This is a genomic window from Providencia sp. PROV004, from assembly GCF_011045615.1.
Taxonomy (GTDB): Bacteria; Pseudomonadota; Gammaproteobacteria; order Enterobacterales; family Enterobacteriaceae; genus Providencia; species Providencia rettgeri.
The window spans coordinates 669,030-688,370 of sequence record NZ_CP042859.1; the positions used below are offsets into that span (position 1 = coordinate 669,030).

A 19,341-nucleotide genomic window follows, 5' to 3' on the forward strand; every position below is an offset into this window, starting at 1 on the left:
GCCGATAAATTCGACTTTAAAGGAGCATATTGTGTTTCTGGCACAAGAAATTATCCGTAAAAAACGTGATGGTAAGCCATTAAGCGAAGAAGAGATTCGTTTCTTTATCAATGGTGTTCGCGATAACTCAGTTTCAGAAGGTCAAATTGCTGCATTGGCAATGACTATCTATTTTAATGATATGACCATGCCTGAGCGTGTTGCATTAACGCTAGCTATGCGTGATTCAGGAACGGTGCTGAACTGGAAATCACTCAATCTCAATGGCCCATTAGTTGATAAACATTCAACTGGTGGTGTGGGTGATGTCACTTCATTAATGCTCGGCCCAATGGTCGCAGCGTGTGGTGGCTATGTACCGATGATCTCAGGCCGTGGTTTAGGCCACACCGGTGGCACATTAGATAAACTCGAAGCGATCCCTAATTTCGATATTTTCCCAGATGATGCGCGTTTCCGTGACATTATCAAAGATGTCGGGGTAGCAATTATTGGGCAAACCAATTCATTAGCACCTGCAGATAAACGTTTTTATGCGACCCGTGATATCACTGCGACAGTAGATTCTATTCCGCTAATTACGGCTTCAATCTTAGGTAAAAAATTGGCAGAAGGCCTTGATGCTCTGGTGATGGACGTTAAAGTTGGCTCAGGTGCATTTATGCCAACTTATGAGAAGTCAGAACAGCTAGCTGAGTCTATTGTTAAAGTCGCGAATGGCGCAGGGTGTAAAACCACCGCATTATTAACTGATATGAATGAAGTACTGGCATCCAGTGCCGGTAACGCCGTTGAAGTGCGTGAAGCTGTACAATTTTTGACAGGTGAATACCGTAATCCACGTCTTTATGAAGTCACCATGGCGCTATGCGTAGAAATGTTAGTGTCTGGCTCATTAGCCGCAAACCGCGAAGAAGCACGTCAAAAATTACAGGCAGTATTAGACAATGGTAAAGCGGCAGAAGTGTTTGGCCGTATGGTTGCAGCGCAAAAAGGGCCAGCTGATTTTGTTGAAAATTACAACAAATACCTGCCGACTGCGGTGCTGAGCAAAGCGGTTTATGCACCAAAAGACGGCATTATCACGCAAATGGATACACGTGCGCTGGGAATGTCTGTCGTGACTTTAGGTGGTGGTCGTCGTAAAGCGACAGACCCAATTGATTATAGTGTTGGTTTGAGTGATATCGCTGCGTTAGGTGCCAAAGTGGATACCCAAACGCCACTGGCAATTATCCATGCAAATAGTGAAAAAGCGTGGGAAGAAGCCGCGAAGGAAGTGCGTGAAGCGATGGTGATTGGTGATAAAGCACCTGAAGCTACACCAATGGTTTATCGCCAAATCAGCGAGTAATACACAAGATTTTAGTGGTATATCGTATTTAAAAATACCGCAGGAGAAAAATATGAAACGCACATTTATTATGGTTTTGGATTCCTTTGGGATCGGTGCTGCACACGATGCACATAAATTTGGTGATGAAGGCTCAAACACACTGGGTCACATTGCAGATGCTTGCGCACGTGGCGAAGCGGATATTGGTCGTAAAGGGCCTCTGCATTTACCGAATTTAACAAAATTAGGTTTAGGTAAAGCAGGAGAAGAATCAAGCGGTTCATTCCCTGCAGGCCTTGATCCTAATGCAGAAATTATTGGCGCATACGCTTATGCGAGCGAAATTTCTTCGGGTAAAGATACCCCGTCAGGTCACTGGGAAATTGCGGGTGTACCTGTGCTATTTGATTGGGGTTATTTCTCTAATGAAGAAAACAGCTTCCCACAAGAGCTGCTGGATACTTTAGTCGAGAAAGCAAACTTGCCGGGCTATTTAGGTAACTGCCATTCATCCGGTACAGTTATCCTCGATCAACTGGGTGAAGAGCACATGAAAACCGGTAAACCGATTTTCTATACCTCTGCTGACTCCGTATTCCAAATTGCGTGCCACGAAGAAACTTATGGCTTAGATAAACTGTATGAGCTGTGCGAAATCGCACGTGAAGAGTTAACCAAAGGTGGTTATAACATTGGCCGTGTTATCGCGCGTCCATTTGTTGGTGATAAAGCCGGTAACTTCACACGTACAGGTAACCGTCATGACTTAGCGGTAGAGCCACCAGCACCAACAGTATTGAAAAAATTAGTTGATGAAAAACAAGGTGAAGTGGTTTCTATCGGTAAAATTGCTGATATTTACGCTCATGTTGGTATCACTAAGAAAATTAAAGCCACAGGTATTGATGCACTGTTCGATGCAACGGTAGAAGAAATGAAACTGGCGGGTGATAACACCATCGTTTTCACTAACTTTGTGGACTTTGACTCAGCATACGGCCACCGCCGTGATGTGGCTGGTTATGCCGCAGCATTAGAATTGTTCGACCGTCGTTTACCTGAACTAATGAAATTAGTTAAAGAAGATGACATTCTGATTTTAACCGCTGACCACGGTTGTGACCCAACTTGGCCAGGTACAGACCATACCCGTGAGCACATCCCAGTACTGATTTATGGACCAAAAGTTAAACCTGGCTCATTAGGTCACCGTGAAACGTTCGCGGACATTGGGCAGACAGTCGCTAAGTACTTTGATTTGTCGCCGATGGAGTATGGTAAACCAATGCTCTAACACCCATTACCCGTCATTCTTTGAGCTGTCGCGGTGTTGGCTGCATAAAATCCCCCTAATCACATACTTATGTATGCTCATAGGGATGATTTTCTTTGTCGCCTAGCGACAACTCAAATTATTTAGGGTAATTGTGCGCAGTTAAAGGTAATGGGCAAGGCTTTGCCGTCATTCTTTGAGCTGTCGCGGTGTTGGCTGCATAAAATCCTCCTAATCACATACTTATGTATGCTCATAGGGATGATTTTCTTTGCCGCCTAGCGACAACTCAAATTATTTAGGGTAATTGTGCGCAGTTAAAGGTAATGGGCAAGGCTTTGCCGTCATCTTTTTTAAGAATAAGGTGGGGAACCACCTTATTCATTTAAAAAAATTTAATCATTTAAAGGGAAATAATCATGGCAACTCCACATATTAATGCAGAAATGGGTGATTTCGCTGATGTCGTTCTGATGCCAGGCGACCCATTACGTGCAAAATACATCGCTGAAACCTTCCTTCAGGATGTTCGCCAAGTCAATAATGTGCGTGGCATGTTAGGTTTTACAGGGACTTATAAAGGTCGTAAAATTTCTGTTATGGGTCACGGTATGGGGATCCCTTCATGCTCCATTTATGCGAAAGAACTGATCACTGATTTTGGTGTAAAAGTGATTATTCGTGTGGGTTCATGTGGCGCAGTAATGGATGACGTCAAATTGCGTGATGTTGTGATTGGTATGGGTGCTTGTACTGATTCACGTGTTAACCGTCAACGTTTTAAAGAAAATGATTTTGCAGCGATTGCAGACTATGACTTAGTCCATAATGCGGTTGAAGCGGCAAAAGCAAGAAACGTGAATGTGCGTGTGGGTAACTTGTTCTCAGCAGACCTATTTTACTCACCAGATCCTGATATGTTCAAAGTGATGGAAAAATACGGCATCCTAGGTGTTGAAATGGAAGCTGCGGGTATTTATGGTGTTGCCGCTGAGTTTGGTGCACGTGCATTAACGATTTGTACCGTTTCTGACCACATCAAAACTGGCGAACAAACAACGTCAGAAGAACGTCAAACCACGTTTAATGAGATGATTGAAATTGCACTGGACTCCGTGCTGTTAGGCGACAAATAGTCGTTAGACGTTTTCATGATGCGCTAAAATGCCACCTATTGTGTGGCATTTTTTTATCGCTATTTTTTGATCCTACTCATCATCACCGCATCAACATATTGCCCATCACGAAATGCATAATCTTTCATGCGGCCTTCTAGTTCAAAACCAAACTTTTCATACAGCCCGACGCCACTACCATTTGCGGCGAATACTTCTAGTTCTATGCGATGGACATTCAGCCAGTTGTCACAGTAATCCACCATCACTTGCATCAGTTGTGAGCCAATACCTTTGCCTTGGTGGGCTTCACTGACGGTAATACCGAAAGTCGCAACATGGCGACGGCGTATTTGGCTGGGTTGATGGATAACGAGTAACCCGACAACGACATCATCAATAGTGGCCACAAACTGTGTGACTAGCGGGTCATTAGCACTTAGGCGAGCTTCCCACGTATTTGTTGTTGGGTATGGCAGTTGTAAAGTATTCGCATACGCGGAATAGTCAGCGTGCATTTGGGTGATTGCAGGCACATCGTCCAGTGTTGCTCTGCGGATGGTTATGTTATTCATATAGAATCTCTTTATCGTTATTTATTATATATAAGGGTATTAATTCCACTTAATTATCGTTGTGTCAATTAGATTATGCTAGATATCAATGTGTTATTTAAATATGCCACCTATGTATAGGAGTAGCGCTATCTGATATCGAATATTTATCTATTTATATATTATTTTTGAATGTAGTTATCTATTAAGAAAAGAGGAAAAATTATGGGGATTACACTCAGAAAAAATGATACAAATATAGCCAGCGGTGACACATTGGCTATGATGATTCAAAAAAAAGGAAATAAAGATAATATTAGTAAAAAGTCAAAAAACTTAATTGTTAATGAAATAAAAAGGTTAATACAAGCTAATTCAGAAGAAAGTTTAAAGTTGCTGAATGAAGGAAGATTATCTTTAACAAGTATAGGTTCCGATAAAATTAAATGTAAACTTAGAAAATATTTTCCGAATGATATTCGTAAAGTAAATAATAATCCTATTACCATGGAGGCTAAATATATAGACGACAATATTAAAACATCACGAGTTGAAGTAGTGAAAAAATTAACACCTAGGACTATTGAAAAAAAATCAGAGGAAAAAGTTAATAACAATATTGAAGTGGTGGATAAAAAGTTAAACAATCAGGATATAGAAGAAACAGACCCAATCAATATAGATGTAGAGTTACAGTTGAAAATAGCCCTTGCAACTAATTCATCTATCAAAGAGGTGAAGCAGTATGTGAAGTCGTATTTATCAGAAAAAGAAGTAGAGGAAGGTGAGACTCAAGAATGCTTAAAACACATTGATAAATTAAATAAAAATCAAGGGAGCTATATCGTTAAGGAAACGATTGAAAATGTGCTTAAAAACATCTCATCCAATGAAAAAGACCCTAAATGGATAAGTCGTGTTTTTATTGAACGACTAAAATGCGAACTTAATAGAACTGAGCACCATACTCATGATAAGGCTACATCAACAACCGATTTGAGAAATCTAGAGGTTGATAATATTCTAAATGAAATTCGCTTGAACGATGAAAGAAAATTAACAACTCCTATGGAATTAAAGAAAATCATTAATGAGGCTGTTGAGAGAAGATATTTATCTGAAATAAATTTAGTTGAAGTTAAATCTTTATTGCGAAAAATGAAAAGAGATGAAATCTCAGAAGTTTACTCATCGGCCATAGGTTATTTGAAGTATGGTATAAACTTTCCTGTTGGAAGTAATGATGAGAAAAAAATTAATAAGATCATTCATGAGATAGAAAATCCAAGTGTTAAGCACAGAATTTTAAATTTCTTTATTGATATGAAATTTAAAATTTTAAGGATATATAATAATTTATTTTAAATAGATTGGAATGAGAGAGTTATATTAAAAACGTCAATCTTAGAAAGAATGGCTAACAGCTGTTTGATAGCCATTCTTTTATTTATTAGAAAATTAAGGCGTCATCATAAACACTTTTGAATTCTGCCCTAAATACTGACGAGCCAAGCGGTTAATATCCTCAACCGTGAGTTGGCGAATAATATCTTGCTGTTGGCTTAAACGCTGATATTGCCCATCATCGGCGGCAATCTGTGCCAAAGCTTCGGTCCAATAGCTTGAGCTATCCGTCACTTGTGAATTTTCAGTGAGCCAAATATTTTTTGCTTCAGTTAACTCTTTTTCACTCACACCTGTTTGACGAATTTGCCCAATCGTTTTTTGGGCGATTTGCGTCATTTCTTCAGCGCGCTCAGGTGACGTGGTGAAATTCAAGCGAGCGAGGTAATAAGGTTGCGGTTTTTTTGCTAACATCTGTGAAAAACCTAATGCATAGATCCCGCTGGCTTTTTCACGTAATTCGCCGCGCAGACGTTGGCTCACAATGGTATCAATAAGTTGAATTGCTAAGCTATCTTGTTGGCTCCATACGGCGGGTGAGGCGAATTGAATGCTGACCATGCTTTTATCACTGCTACTGATGGGATATGTTTTATTAAAGCTGGCCATTTTTGGTATGATCCCTTGGTCACGAGATACCAGTTTTTGATTACTTTGCGGCAGTGATGCAACCCATTGCTCTAACAGCGGTTTTAGCTCACGGCTATTCATTGCACCTGTAATGACCAGTGTCATATCTGCTGTTGACGTGAGTAATTGGCGGTTGGCTTGCTGCAACTGTTGAGCAGTAAATTGTTGCCAGCTACCCTGTGGATTGATCACTAAAAATTCACCATGGGTATAGCTTTCTTTATTGATATTATCAAGGAACGTGCGCTCTACGGGAGTTTTGGATAAGTTTAAAGCAAAAGATTGTTTTTGTTGCTCTAACTTTTCGCCACTAAATTGAGGCGCTGTTAGCTTCAAGTTGAGTAGTTGTAGAGCCGTTTCGAGGTTATCGACAGGGGTTTTTCCCCGAAAACCATGCGTGAGTAATTCACTGTATGGGCGAACGCTAATTTGGTTTTGTTTTGCCAGTAAAGCCAGATCACGAGCGCTGTAATTCCCATAACCGCTGCTTTCAGGAAGTTTCAATGCCCAATCGGTTAAACCTGCCGTTTGTTGCGTTTCTAACGAGCGACCACCGGGTAATTGCAAGTTAAATTGAATGTCATCTTTCAGATTTTTATCTGTTTTAACAATGACCTGAATACCATTGCTTAATGTCCAACGCTCTGTTTTTTCAACCGGTAGCTTAGATTGCTCAACAATATCCCCTTTGGGAACTTGAGGTAGCTGTAGTTGAATCGCTTTGGAGCGCAGCGTAAATGGCCCGGGTGTACTTTGGCGTATTTTAAGCCATTGTTGATTAAATGCGGACTTATCCATTGTCGCGGCATCTGTATCCGGTCCAATTAATGCTAAACGCGGGGAGGCGGTTTGTAGGAATTTAGCGACATGTTGTTGTAAATCCTGCGGTTTGACAGACTTTATCAATTGGTAGCTGTTATCTAACTGCTGGCGCTTATTCCACATCGGCATGTCGTATTCAAGTGCCGTAGTGAGTTGCCCCGCTAAATATTCATTGCTATAACGTTGTTCTGAAGCGGCTTGCTGGCTAAATTTTTTCAGCATGGCTTGCTTTGCAGAATCAAGTTCTTCTTGGGTAACCGGCTCAGTAGCAAGGCGTTGTAGCTCTGTAAATAAAATCTCAGTCGCACCTTGGTAATCATTGCCTTTCGGGTGGATGATCATCAACTGTTGTAAGCGCTGATTATCTAACATTGCCCCTTGTTCATTGATGCTAATCGACGGCAAAATGCCGTTATCCACCATGACGGAGAAACGCTGGTTTAAAATGGCTAACCAGAGGTTATCGAGTAAATCTTCGGACTGCCCTAAGCGCGTATTTAGCGGTGCGCTAACATCCTTTTGTAAGGCAAATTGCACATAACGCGCCCCTTGCTCTTTATCAAACACGCCTTGCACTAACATATTGGTTGAGTGGGCAAATTGTTTCCATTGCGGGTTATCTTCTGCCACTTTTTCGGGTTTAGGGAGCGCAAATAAATTATCAACCTGATTGCGTACTGATGAACTATTGAAATCACCAATAATTAATAGTGACATTCGCTGAGGTTGATACCATGTTTGGTAATAGCTTTTCGCTTGCTCAATCGGGGCATTGCGTACCACATCTAATGAACCAATTGGGTTGCGATCGACGTATCGGCTACCGTGGTAGCGTAATTTTTCTAAACTATCGTTGATGCGATAGCCCATCCCTTGGCGTAAGCGCCACTCTTCAACAATGACAGGACGCTCTTTTTCAAAGGCGTCTTGGTCAAATGTCATATTTGATGCCCAATCAGCCATCACTTGTAAGCCCGTGGCGACTTGTGCTGTCGTGGCTTCAGGGAGTGATAATTTATATAGTGTGGAATTTAAACTGGTGATCGCATTAACATGGCTACCGAGTTTAAGCCCTTGGTGTTCAAGCTGTTTGAACCCCGTGGTTCCCGGAAAATGTTTGGTGCCTTTAAACGCCATATGTTCAGTAAAGTGCGCGAGACCAAGTTGCTGTTCATTTTCTTGCAATGAACCGCTACTGACCAACAAACGCAGTTCAACTCCAGGTTGATTGCGTTGTAGAAGGTAAACTTGCAGTCCATTTTCGAGTTGATAGTGTTGCAGGTCACCGCGTACAGGCAACAGTGAGGTTGAATTTTGGCTCACAGATGTGCTGCCTGCGCAGCCACCGAGCAGAATGCTTACCAGTGTGGCGAAGGTAATTTTACGAAGCATATTCAGGTGTTCCTGTATTTAAGGATTTTTCACTCGCAGGTTCAACGAGCAATATTTGTTGTTCCGCAAATTGAGCAACGAAGCTCTGATGGCTAACCAAAATAATGGCACTGTCATGTAACTCAGCTTTCAATAGAGCGAGGAGTTCTAATGCGCTGTTTTCATCAAGGGCAGAGGTGGTTTCATCCAATAACAGTAGTTTTGGTCGGTTGAGCAATAAACGCGCAAACATAATGCGCTGCTGTTCTCCACCAGATAGGCGGTTGTTCCAATCAGTTTCGAGTGCGAGTTGGTGATGCAGCTTTTCTAACCCGACTAACATCAATGCATATTGAAAATCTTGCTGACTAAATTGGGATGTTGCTTTGGGATAAGCCAATAAGCTATCAAGCCGACTAATTGGTAAATAGAGGCGTTGTGGGATCCACATAACTTTTTCTGTTCGGCTGATAGTGCCGTTGAAGAAAGGCCAATGCCCACTTAGCGTGCGTAATAAGGTGGACTTACCAACACCAGAACGGCCACGAATCAAGGTTAATTCGCCTTGTTTGGCGGTTATATTCACGGAATTAATTAAGCAGCGGTTGTCTGCGGTAGAAACGGATAATTTAGCGATCAGAGGTGGCGATTTTTCGTCGATAGTAACCACCGCTTTGTTATCGTTTTCCAATAAAACCACAAAGTTGTATAAACGGGAGACTGTGGCTTGCCATGCGGCGATTTCTTTATAGGCAAAAATAAACCAGCCGAGTGAAGTGGCAACACTGGTAAAGGCTTGGCGCAATTGCATTAAGCCACCCAACATGATTTCACCCGCAAGGAATTTAGGTAATGCGAGTAATACAGGCGCTAAGGCGGTAACTTGTTGGTAACCCACTGTGTAGAAAGAGAGGTTCCGCTCACAACGGATCAAGCGGTTCCAGTTGCTAATAATTTCACCAAAGCGCCCCATCAGTTCTTTTCTATCTTGAGTTTCACCACGCTGCCCTGCGATGGCATCACCGTGTTGGCGGCAATTAATTAATGAGCTACGGTAATCCGCTTCGCGGCGCTGTTTATCCATATGCAAGCGACGTAGTGGAAAACCTATCCATTGGGTGAGGGCGATACCAATCAAGGTGTAAATGATACAGGCCCAGAACATATAGCCGGGTATGGTCCAGTCGCTATCGGCAAAATTAAACAACAGGCTACCGGAAAGTGTCCAAAGGATGGCCGCAAATGAAATCAGAGTTAACATTGAGTGGAGGAATGTCACCACTAAATTTAATGTCGATTCAATCAGTAAACGAATATCTTCGGCAATACGTTGGTCTGGGTTATCTGGCTCTTGTGATGTCAGCCTTAATAGGTAATGTTTGCTATTTGGGGATAACCAACGGCTAAGTACTTGCTCCGTCATGCCTTTGCGCCAGCGGATAATCAGCATTTGTTTTAGGTAATTACCCATAACAACGACAAAAATTAGCCCGCTGACTAAAATCACAAAGTATTGCAATAAGCCATACAGCGCTTGGCCGTCGAGTTTTTGTAGGGCGTTATAAAAATCCCCATTCCACATGTTCATTTTGACGTTGAACCAAACCGAGGACAACGTGAGCCCGAGTGAGGCAAACAGCAGTATCCAGCACAAAAGGGCAGCACGCTGCCCCCAAAAAGGTTTTACTAAATAGAAAAATTGTTTCAGTGTCTTCATGACGTTTTGTTCATTTGTTGTTTTATTTTAATGGCTTATATTTTTTAAATTGCTCACATTGCTGGTGGATTACAGGTCGTAATTGACTTGTAACCAGAACTGACGGCCCGGGTCGTAGGACTTCAATACTCGGTCTTCAAAGACAAAGCGGTCAGCAACATTTTTATTGTTAAGGATATTGTTCACTTCGACTGAGAAGCCAAAACCGTGAGCGAATTCAGGTTTCCAGCCTAGGCGAGTATCCCACGTATATTTACTGGAGAAATGCTGCTTGGTGTACTTACGAACTTGTCCATATTCAGGGTCGACTGCGTAGGCGTTATCGTAGCGAACTGCTTGGTCTCGAGCTCCCCACCATTGTAGGCGGTTGTACCAAGTTAGGTCATAATCATCCCAAACACTGGTCAGTTCTAAGTTAAATTTGAACGGAGAGTTAAAGCTGGTTGAAGGCAATTTTGATGCATCAATAATTTTGCCGTCATACCAAACTTTGTTTAGATTGACTTTATTGGCTGGGTCAAATGAGTTATAACCTGAATCTTTCGGGGTATTACTTTCACTTTGCTGCCATGTAAGTGATGCTGTCATTACATGGGAAGCATCTGCCCACTCCCAAGGTTGGCTGTTATTAACTGAAAGGGTTACGGTGTCGTGTGAGCTACGGCCGCCATTGTCGTACATCCGAATGCTACGTTTATCGGCATCACGAGTGTCATATTTGGTACGAGTTCTGACTTCGTCATACCCTTCACGGTGTACGTATTGTAGACGCCATGTGGTTGAAAGGATTTCTTGTTGCAGAGCAACAGTAAGCTCATCATTATATGGCGTTTTTAGTGAATCTACGCCTTCGTAATCTTTTTGGTTATCCCAATCGTTTAAATTTGGATCTAATGAACAGCCCCAATTACAGTTTTGCATACCTGCATTTTGTGCACCATATAAGGCATAGGTTAGCATTGAACGGCCATAATAACGGTTAGCACCAGCGATCAATAACGTTGAGTTGTCGCCAAAAATGTCATATGAACCAGAAAGTCGAGGGGCAATATTTGTGCGACTCACAAAGTCATCACGATCTAAACGAATACCTGGACGTAGTGTTAATTTGCCATATTGTAAGTTGTCATCAAGAAATAATGCGTAGTTAGTGTAATCTGCAGAGTGCTTACCTGCTTGGAACCGAGTGACATTGGTAAGTTGGCCATTCCAATAATCATTTTTGTCAATGACGCCTGAATAGTTATAACGATAAAAATCACTATCTCGTTTATATGTCCCTTTAGTATAGCTGAGCTCACTACCAATAGTCGGTTTATGCGTAATACCTAACCCATCTTCCATTGAGGTGAATCTCATAACTGCTTTTGCTGTTTGGCTATTTTGTTCAGAGATTAAATCACCTTGTCCACCACTACGTAGGTATTTCCGGTTATCCCAGTTATAGTCAGAGTCCATTGCAAGAACTTCGACATAATAATTTTGGTCATTGACCCGTTCATCTTTTAGTTGCTGAGTACTTGCTGTTAGCTCTAACTGACCAACTTCAAATTGGTGTTTGAAAACGCCTGTAAAACCTAAACCTTTATGTGTACTGTCATAGCCTGAATTCATGATAGTGGAAGTAAATAAGCGGCTATCATAATCAGCATAGTTTGCAGAAAGATCTAAGGAGCTTTTATCAGAGAGATCAATGGTATATTTCAAAAAGTAGTTATCAGAAATCCTTTTTTGATCTTTTTTTCCAGTTAGACCATCCGTCATTTCCAATTCACCATCACCATTGATCATTGCGGCGCCATCATTGGCGAGCGTCATCGGGATAGTCGAGCTACGACGTGAGGCCGAGAATACGAGCCCTGAATTTTCACTCACCCCTAATTCAAACCAGCCACCAAAGTCATTTTTATCGTAGCGGTTTTGAAAGCGAGCAGGGTTGGCGGTATCATTTTTTGTGGTATCAATACCTTGTGTGGAGTCATGGAACAAGTTGTTCCAACCGGAGCGAGTTAAGCGGTAATAGGCATGGGCGCTATTTTCCCCTTGCCAGCGACGGCTATTGACTTCAACGGTTCCCCCTGTAAACCCACCAAATTCGACAGGAATGTTATTGTCATACACTGTCATGCTGTCGATCAGACGGCTATCGATGTAGATCCCTTGGTCGCTACTGCTCAGACGGGTCGCTGTTTCACCGAGACCACTGTCTGCGGGGTCAAAATCATTATTAAAACTAACACCATCAAGGCGATAAGCATTTTGATAGCTGCTTGAGCCGTGGATTGAGATGCGGGAAGGCTTGATTTCTCCTTGGTTCATCGAGTTGCTGTCATTGTTAGCAAATTGGACAGCAGGGTTAGTTTTCATTAAATCGGTGATATTGCCATCACCGGTATTTTTCTGGCTAATCTCTTCAGACGTCACATATTGCGGTGCTGACATAACATCTGTTGCGGGGTGATTCTGAACAACGCCAGAGACTTGAGTTTCCGGTAATACCAATGTGCCTTGGCTTAAATTTTGCTGACGAATAACGAAAACACCATTTTCATTGATTAACTCTAAGCCGCTACCGATGAGTATTTTTTGTAATGCGGTTTGTGCGGAGTAGTTACCAGACAAGGCAGGTGCTCGTAAGCCATTTAACTGACCTTTATCATAAATCAATTGAATTTGGCCTTGGCGGCTAATTTCAGCCACTGAGGTCGCCAGTGATTGTTCTGGTAGTGAAAATGCGAGTTCTTGTGCTGATGCAGACTGACAAACAATGGCGCTACTCACCGCAATAGCAAGGGCGAGCGGCCTTAATCGGCTTTGAGTAAACTGAATAGACATGGTTATCCCTTATTCTTAAGCTGCACAAAAAGTGTGCGAAAATAGGTCAGCAAAATGATGACTAGTTAAGAAGAGGGTGAAATGAGAATTATCCTCACCTGCAAATGAAAATATTTTTTATTTATTTTTTTTATTTTGAATAATCAATACGTTATTTTTATCTCGATAGACGACTTGTACCGGAAGTAATGAAGGAAGGGCTTGAAAAAACTGTTCTGGCTGATGGGTATTGATGCGACCTGAGATTTTACTCTTCGCTAATTGAGCGGGAGAAAGCTCGATATTTATCGATGAATAGTTTTTAAGTTCGTCGAGGACTTCTGAAAGTGGTTTATCAACAAAAACAAATTCACCAAAACGCCAACGAGCCACATCTAGCGGGTTGATGTGTTGGCGAGCGATTGGGCTGTTCGGCGATTGACTGACTGCACTGTCACCAGCAAGTAGGAAAACGGGTTGTTTGCTTGCGGCATCTTCAAAGCTGACAATGCCTTGGCTGACATTCACAGCAACTTGCTGAGCCACTTTGTTAACTTCAAATTCGGTTCCTACCACTTGAATACGCCGGTTATCAGCTTGAACAATAAAAGGCCGATAAGGGTTGGATTTGACTTTAAAGTAAACATTTCCCTGTTCTAGGTACAGATTACGCACTGGAGTTTCATAGGCGACATGAATACGGGTATTGCGGTTAAGAAACAGCTGAGAACCATCGGGTAATGTGACTTCTTTAGGCGTATCCGTTGCTACTAAGGTCATATTATTGAGTAACATCGCAGGCAAGTGGCTGTAAGGCAAAAACAAAATAGCTGCAATAAAAAATGCCGCTAAAGTGTTGCCCAAAGGGCGCCATAAGCGAAAAAAAGGGCGTTTTTCCTTCGGAAGTATTGTGCTAGCAGGGCGCGGCATATCATCAAAATCGCGCCATAGCTCAGCAATGGCATCATACGCTTTTGCATGTTCAGGTGATGTTGCAACCCATTGTTTGAATTGCTCAGTTTCAAGAGCACTAATGCGTTGGCTATGCATGCGGGTAAACCACAGCGCGGCTTCTTCATCAATGCGGCTTTCATCATCTGATGTTTGCAAAGAGTCGTGTGTCATTACGAATTATTGCCCTGATTATCAAGGTGTTTTTTACAGTGAACAAGTGCTGCTGCAATATGTTTTTCCACCATACTGATTGAAATTTCCATTCGCTCAGCAATCTCGCTTTGAGATAAGCCATCAAAACGATACAGCAAAAATGCTTCTCGTCGACGGGGGGGTAACGTTTCAAGTGCTTCGCTCAGCCGTTGGATCCGTTGCTGATGTTCCAAGATTTCACTGGGATCAGCTTGGCTCTGTTCAAAATGTGGCTCATGAGTAACGTCATCAATGGATGTCTCTGATTTAGTTTGGCGTTGGTTACGTCGCCAATGGTCAATCAAAACATGATTCGCAATTTTAAACAGATAAGCGCGGCTCTCTTTTACAGGCGTTTGTTCTTTACGGTTTAGCCATAGTGTAAACACATCCTGTGATAAATCATCAGCATCGTTGCTGTTATCTAGCCGACTGCGGAAAAAGCGCACAAGTTGGCTATATGTTGACTGATACGCACCGCTAATTTTACGGGCAAGAGATTTATCAATAGTCATTTTACTGGTGTTAATGTCATAAAAGAGCACAGTTGTGCTGATTAATAATCTGCTCAGATTACTTTATTATTTAAATCAATAAGTTATTTTAATAATTGTGTTTTTACTAATAATAATGAATATCATTTTTGTTTGTATTATGCCTATAATCTGCAAAAAATAAAGTCGTGAGGCAGAATATGAGCAGTATGACGGGTCAGTTAGAGCGCCCGATTTTCCGTCCACTAGGCGGTTTGGTTTTAAGTTGTCTTTTCCATGGAACACTGGCAATCATTTTTATTGGATGGTTTACCTCTTCAATTCCTAAGACCGGGGTATTACCACCAGCAATCTCGTTGCAGCTGGGTGTTTATCAGCTTGAACAGCAGGCTGAGCCTGAAATCAATCATGCCCCTAAACAACAAATGACGACACGTGAGGAATCATTACCTGAAGTCGTTGAAAAGGTGGATAAATTACCTGAAACTGCGATTGTAGATAATGGCACATTGACGAAAGTCAGTGAGAAAAAACGACCACCGAAAAAGAAAATTCCACAAGAGAAAAAAGTCATCGACGAAGCACCTGTTACCACGCAGGAGTCGACGGTCACTTCCGCCCCTGCATCAGGGAGCGAATCCAGTAGCAGTGCGAATTTTTCCAGTAATGCGTCTGCGGCAGTGAGTGGGCACCAAGGTTGGCAAAGTGAGGTTCATCAGCGGATAGCTAAAACCAAACGCTATCCGCGTGCTGCACTGCGTTACCGCTCAACAGGGGTTTCTCATATAAAAGTAGTTTTGGATAGTCGGGGCCAAGTGATTGCCGCCAGTTTATTGAATTCATCCGGTACGAAAATATTGGATAAAGAAGCGTTGGCGACAATTTCACGTGCTGCGCCTTTTCCTACCCCGCCAGAAACATTGCTAGTCGATGGTCGGGTCGAGTTTATTGCGCCAATCGTGTTCGACACAACTTCTATTTAAATTTAACTCAATAGCCCTTTTTAGGGCTATTTATCAGATGAATTTGGCTTATTTTTTGAGGCAGGCCGTTTAGGGCGATAAGGTCGAGGTTCTTTCTTTCGTTTCAAACGTGCTGGTTTAGTAGCTGGCGTTCCTTTGTTCTCTTGCTTGCCATCTTCATTACTGTTGTCATCTCCATTATCATCTTGATTTTCCTCTGTATTAATGACTAACGGAGGGGCTTGTTTGTGACCTTTCTTTTTCTTTAAACGCAGTAATGTATTTGCTAAAACGAAACCAATACACAAGGAGAGTAGAATAAAAATTCGTAATACATTGGTACTGTTATCTGCTTGTTGAATTTCGGCTGAAAGGAGCTCTGTATCAATCGTCAAGCGTAAATAGCCTTTTGGCTCTTTTGTTCCTTGAATGGGAACAACAAGCTGGTATTGAAAGTTTTGTAGTGATGAGCTGTCATCTATCGCGAGACGTTCTTTTACCGTGGTAGGTTCACCAACTTGAGTGACCAATGTGCCGCTAGCGGTATAGATACTGGCATCTAAAATATACCTATCTTTCACCACGTTATTTAAATTGGCATTAATGCGCTCTAAGTTAAAATCTTTACTGCCTGGAACAATATAATCAGATAAGCTGAAGGCGACTTGTTCAGCAAGAACATAGGTCAATTGTTTAAATTGCTCAATTCTGCCTTGGTTTTGGCTATTTCCTAAATAAGAAATACCATGCATCAGTAAGGTTACCAGCGCAATGCAGATAACGATAATCACTGTTTTGTGGAGCCTAAAGGTAAGTTTCATTGCTTTATTGGTGCTCTCGACTTATTTTGAGTATAAAAATGTCGTTATACTTCAGGTAGTATGGGATTATCTTCAGTTTTAGCAGTAAACACATAAGGTCACCAAGCCTTAAAATTTAGTATAGTGGCTTCGTTCGGCTGCTCGCAACTTATCATTATAAAAAAGTTTTTTCGATTACAGGAGCTAATTTTCATGTCAACGAGTTTGACCTATTGTTATCTACCCGACGAAATCCAAAAATGGCCGGGGTTGCCATTGTCGTTAAGTGGTGAAGAAGTGATGCCATTGGATTATCGTGCAGGTGACAGTGGGTGGTTACTATATGGCCGTGGCTTAGATAAAGCGCGGATCAGTAATTTCCAACAGCGATTAGGGATCGCTATCGTAATTGTCTCCTCGTGGCGTATTGATGACTACCAAGTGGTCAGAATTGCCGGGAGTATTACACCGCGAATTAAAAAACTCGCTGACGAATGTTTATTAGATGTGGTGCCATTAGGGCAAATACCACGTTTGCGTTCACCGGGCCTATTACTGATGGATATGGACTCGACAGCCATTCAGATTGAATGTATCGATGAAATTGCTCGCTTAGCAGGGGTGGGAGAGCAGGTTGCAGAAGTGACCGAGCGAGCCATGTTAGGGGAGCTCGATTTTACCGAAAGTTTACGAGCAAGAGTTAGCTTACTTGAAGGCGCTGATGCCGCTATTCTTGATCAAGTGATGGAAACATTGCCTTTAATGCCAGGCTTAACGAATCTCGTACGTAAGTTACAAGCAATGAATTGGCACATTGCGATAGCATCCGGTGGTTTTACTTTCTTTGCTAATAACTTGCAACAGCGATTGAAACTTGTGGCGGCGGTTGCTAATCAACTTGAAGTCAAAAATGGCAAGTTAACGGGCAAAGTTAAAGGCCCAATTGTAGATGCGAAATATAAAGCGCAAACCTTGGTTAAATTGGCTGAAAAACTGGAAATTCCCATTGAACAAACGGTGGCGATCGGTGATGGGGCAAATGACCTGAAGATGATCCGTAAAGCGGGGCTGGGTATTGCGTATCATGCGAAACCAAAGGTGTACGCAAGGGCGAAGGTCGCTATTCGTCATGCAGATCTGATGGGGGTGATGTGTGTGTTGAGCGGGGGCCTCAAACACGAAGAACGCTAAATATTCTTCATATTTCGTGCTGTGGTGGTGTTGGCTGCACTCGGCTGCTTGGGTCACATACTTGTGTATGCTCCCCAAGACATCCTCTTTTGCCGCCTAGCCACAACCCGAACTATTTTGAATATTGATATCGATATTTTATGGTTTGTGCTGTGGCAGTGTTGGCTGCACTTAATCACCCTAGTCACATACTGATGTATGCTCCTAGGGATAACTAAGCTTGCCGCCTACCTACAATATCGAACTATTTAGCGTATAGGGTTGAAATGTTATAAAAATAAGAAATAAGAACAAAATTGAATTTTAAGAGGAGTTTGCTGTGGCAAAAGGGGTTAAAAGGGCGTTTGTCTGTAATGATTGCGGGGCAGATTATCCGCGTTGGCAAGGGCAATGTAGTGCGTGCCATGCATGGAATACCATTACGGAAGTGCGTCTGGCCTCAACAAGCTCTTCATCGCGTACTGACCGCTTAACGGGCTATGCAGGAAATGCGGCTGGGGTCAGTAAGGTTCAGAAATTATCTGAAATCAGCCTCGAAGAACTGCCTCGTTTTACTACAGGATTTAAAGAGTTTGACCGCGTGCTCGGTGGCGGAGTCGTACCTGGGAGTGCCATCCTCATTGGGGGGAACCCCGGAGCGGGTAAAAGTACCTTATTGTTGCAAACCATGTGTTTGTTGTCCCGTGAAATGAAAACTCTGTATGTCACAGGAGAAGAGTCTCTTCAACAAGTGGCGATGCGAGCGCACCGCTTAGGGCTACCGACCGACTCACTCAATATGCTGTCAGAAACCAGTATTGAGCAAATTTGCTTAACTGCGGAGCAAGAGCAGCCCAAATTGATGGTGATTGACTCTATCCAAGTGATGCATATGGCGGATATCCAATCTTCCCCGGGCAGTGTGGCACAAGTTAGGGAAACCGCGGCTTATCTTACCCGTTTTGCGAAAACCCGTGGTGTGGCCATCATTATGGTCGGTCACGTCACCAAAGATGGCTCATTGGCAGGCCCTAAAGTCCTCGAACACTGTATTGATTGCTCTATTATGCTAGATGGCGATGCGGATAACCGCTTCCGTACTTTGCGTAGTCATAAGAACCGTTTCGGAGCAGTCAATGAATTAGGTGTGTTTGCCATGACAGAACAAGGGCTTAAAGAAGTCAGTAACCCCTCAGCAATCTTCTTAAGCCGTGGTGATGAAATCACATCAGGTAGTTCGGTAATGGTAGTTTGGGAGGGGACAAGACCGCTGCTGGTGGAAATCCAAGCGCTTGTCGACCATTCTATGATGTCGAATCCACGGCGTGTTGCGGTCGGGCTTGAACAAAACCGTTTAGCCATTTTATTGGCCGTATTACACCGCCACGGTGGTTTGCAAATGTCAGACCAAGACGTTTTTGTTAACGTCGTGGGGGGCGTTAAAGTCACCGAAACCAGTGCTGACTTAGCACTATTGCTGTCCCTTGTTTCTAGTTTTCGTGATCGTCCGTTACCTAGAGACCTTGTGGTATTTGGTGAAGTTGGGCTGGCAGGGGAAATTCGTCCAGTTCCAAGTGGGCAAGAACGTATCTCTGAAGCAGCAAAACATGGTTTTAAACGCGCTATTGTCCCTCATGCGAATATGCCCAAAAAATCACCTCCGGACATGAAAGTGTATGGCGTGAAGAAATTAGCAGACGCATTAAGTATTTTGGATGAATTATAAGCTTTTA

Annotated in this window: 14 protein-coding genes; 7 read left to right on the forward strand and 7 right to left on the reverse strand. The window is 42.5% G+C overall.

All coding sequences use genetic code 11. From position 1 onward, the window contains the following. The first annotated feature begins 31 nt into the window (after positions 1 to 31). From deoA to deoD, 3 genes are all read left to right on the forward strand, one after another. Entirely contained in the window at positions 32 to 1,354 is a 1,323-nt protein-coding gene (deoA, locus tag FVA69_RS02835; RefSeq protein ID WP_004914783.1) for a thymidine phosphorylase, read from the forward strand. 52 nt (positions 1,355 to 1,406) lie between these two features. After that, positions 1,407 to 2,630, forward strand: a complete 1,224-nt coding sequence (deoB, locus tag FVA69_RS02840) for a phosphopentomutase (RefSeq protein ID WP_004914781.1) — start codon at positions 1,407 to 1,409, stop codon at positions 2,628 to 2,630. Between the two features lie 398 nt (positions 2,631 to 3,028). After that, the gene (gene deoD, locus FVA69_RS02845) at positions 3,029 to 3,745 is read left to right on the forward strand and encodes a purine-nucleoside phosphorylase (RefSeq protein WP_004914779.1); all 717 of its coding nucleotides are present in this window, start codon (positions 3,029 to 3,031) and stop codon (positions 3,743 to 3,745) included. Positions 3,746 to 3,804: 59 nt separating this feature from the next. On the opposite strand, the gene FVA69_RS02850 is transcribed toward deoD, so the two are convergent. Next, positions 3,805 to 4,299 carry a GNAT family N-acetyltransferase gene (locus FVA69_RS02850; protein ID WP_164528370.1) on the reverse strand — a complete coding sequence of 165 codons (495 nt, stop codon included), beginning with the start codon at positions 4,297 to 4,299 and terminating at the stop codon, positions 3,805 to 3,807. 204 nt (positions 4,300 to 4,503) lie between these two features. Between FVA69_RS02850 and FVA69_RS02855 the strand changes: the two genes are divergently transcribed. Continuing rightward, positions 4,504 to 5,643: a hypothetical protein gene (locus FVA69_RS02855; RefSeq protein ID WP_117162876.1), complete on the forward strand. Its 1,140-nt coding sequence runs from the start codon at positions 4,504 to 4,506 to the stop codon at positions 5,641 to 5,643. 93 nt (positions 5,644 to 5,736) lie between these two features. On the opposite strand, the gene FVA69_RS02860 is transcribed toward FVA69_RS02855, so the two are convergent. The 5 genes from FVA69_RS02860 to FVA69_RS02880 form a co-directional block, all read right to left on the reverse strand. Then, positions 5,737 to 8,526 carry a M16 family metallopeptidase gene (locus tag FVA69_RS02860; RefSeq protein WP_164528371.1) on the reverse strand — a complete coding sequence of 930 codons (2,790 nt, stop codon included), beginning with the start codon at positions 8,524 to 8,526 and terminating at the stop codon, positions 5,737 to 5,739. Beyond that, positions 8,516 to 10,222: an ABC transporter ATP-binding protein/permease gene (locus FVA69_RS02865; protein ID WP_164528372.1), complete on the reverse strand. Its 1,707-nt coding sequence runs from the start codon at positions 10,220 to 10,222 to the stop codon at positions 8,516 to 8,518. The genes FVA69_RS02860 and FVA69_RS02865 overlap by 11 nt, the downstream gene beginning before the upstream one ends. Positions 10,223 to 10,291: 69 nt before the next feature. Next, positions 10,292 to 13,057 (reverse strand): secretin and TonB N-terminal domain-containing protein, encoded by a 2,766-nt coding sequence (locus FVA69_RS02870; protein WP_164528373.1) that lies wholly within the window; start codon positions 13,055 to 13,057, stop codon positions 10,292 to 10,294. 117 nt (positions 13,058 to 13,174) lie between these two features. Continuing rightward, positions 13,175 to 14,161, reverse strand: a complete 987-nt coding sequence (locus tag FVA69_RS02875; protein ID WP_164528374.1) for a FecR family protein — start codon at positions 14,159 to 14,161, stop codon at positions 13,175 to 13,177. Next, on the reverse strand, positions 14,161 to 14,697 hold the full coding sequence (locus tag FVA69_RS02880; protein WP_115168249.1) for an RNA polymerase sigma factor: 537 nt from the start codon (positions 14,695 to 14,697) through the stop codon (positions 14,161 to 14,163). Before FVA69_RS02880 ends, FVA69_RS02875 begins: the two co-directional genes overlap by 1 nt. A gap of 179 nt (positions 14,698 to 14,876) precedes the next feature. Here FVA69_RS02880 and FVA69_RS02885 point away from each other — a divergent pair, with 179 nt between their 5' ends. Continuing rightward, a complete protein-coding gene (locus FVA69_RS02885; protein WP_109911845.1) occupies positions 14,877 to 15,659 on the forward strand; it encodes an energy transducer TonB in 783 nt (260 codons plus the stop codon). A gap of 26 nt (positions 15,660 to 15,685) precedes the next feature. Here FVA69_RS02885 and FVA69_RS02890 read toward each other — a convergent pair whose 3' ends face one another. Further along, on the reverse strand, positions 15,686 to 16,429 hold the full coding sequence (locus FVA69_RS02890; protein ID WP_232062763.1) for an AhpA/YtjB family protein: 744 nt from the start codon (positions 16,427 to 16,429) through the stop codon (positions 15,686 to 15,688). Positions 16,430 to 16,651: 222 nt separating this feature from the next. On the opposite strand from FVA69_RS02890, the gene serB reads away from it, so the two are divergent. Together serB and radA are read left to right on the forward strand one after the other, a co-directional pair. Next, the gene (gene serB, locus FVA69_RS02895) at positions 16,652 to 17,629 is read left to right on the forward strand and encodes a phosphoserine phosphatase (protein ID WP_004914755.1); all 978 of its coding nucleotides are present in this window, start codon (positions 16,652 to 16,654) and stop codon (positions 17,627 to 17,629) included. A 319-nt stretch (positions 17,630 to 17,948) separates the two neighbouring features. After that, positions 17,949 to 19,334 (forward strand): DNA repair protein RadA, encoded by a 1,386-nt coding sequence (gene radA, locus FVA69_RS02900; RefSeq protein ID WP_004914753.1) that lies wholly within the window; start codon positions 17,949 to 17,951, stop codon positions 19,332 to 19,334. Positions 19,335 to 19,341: the final 7 nt, after the last annotated feature.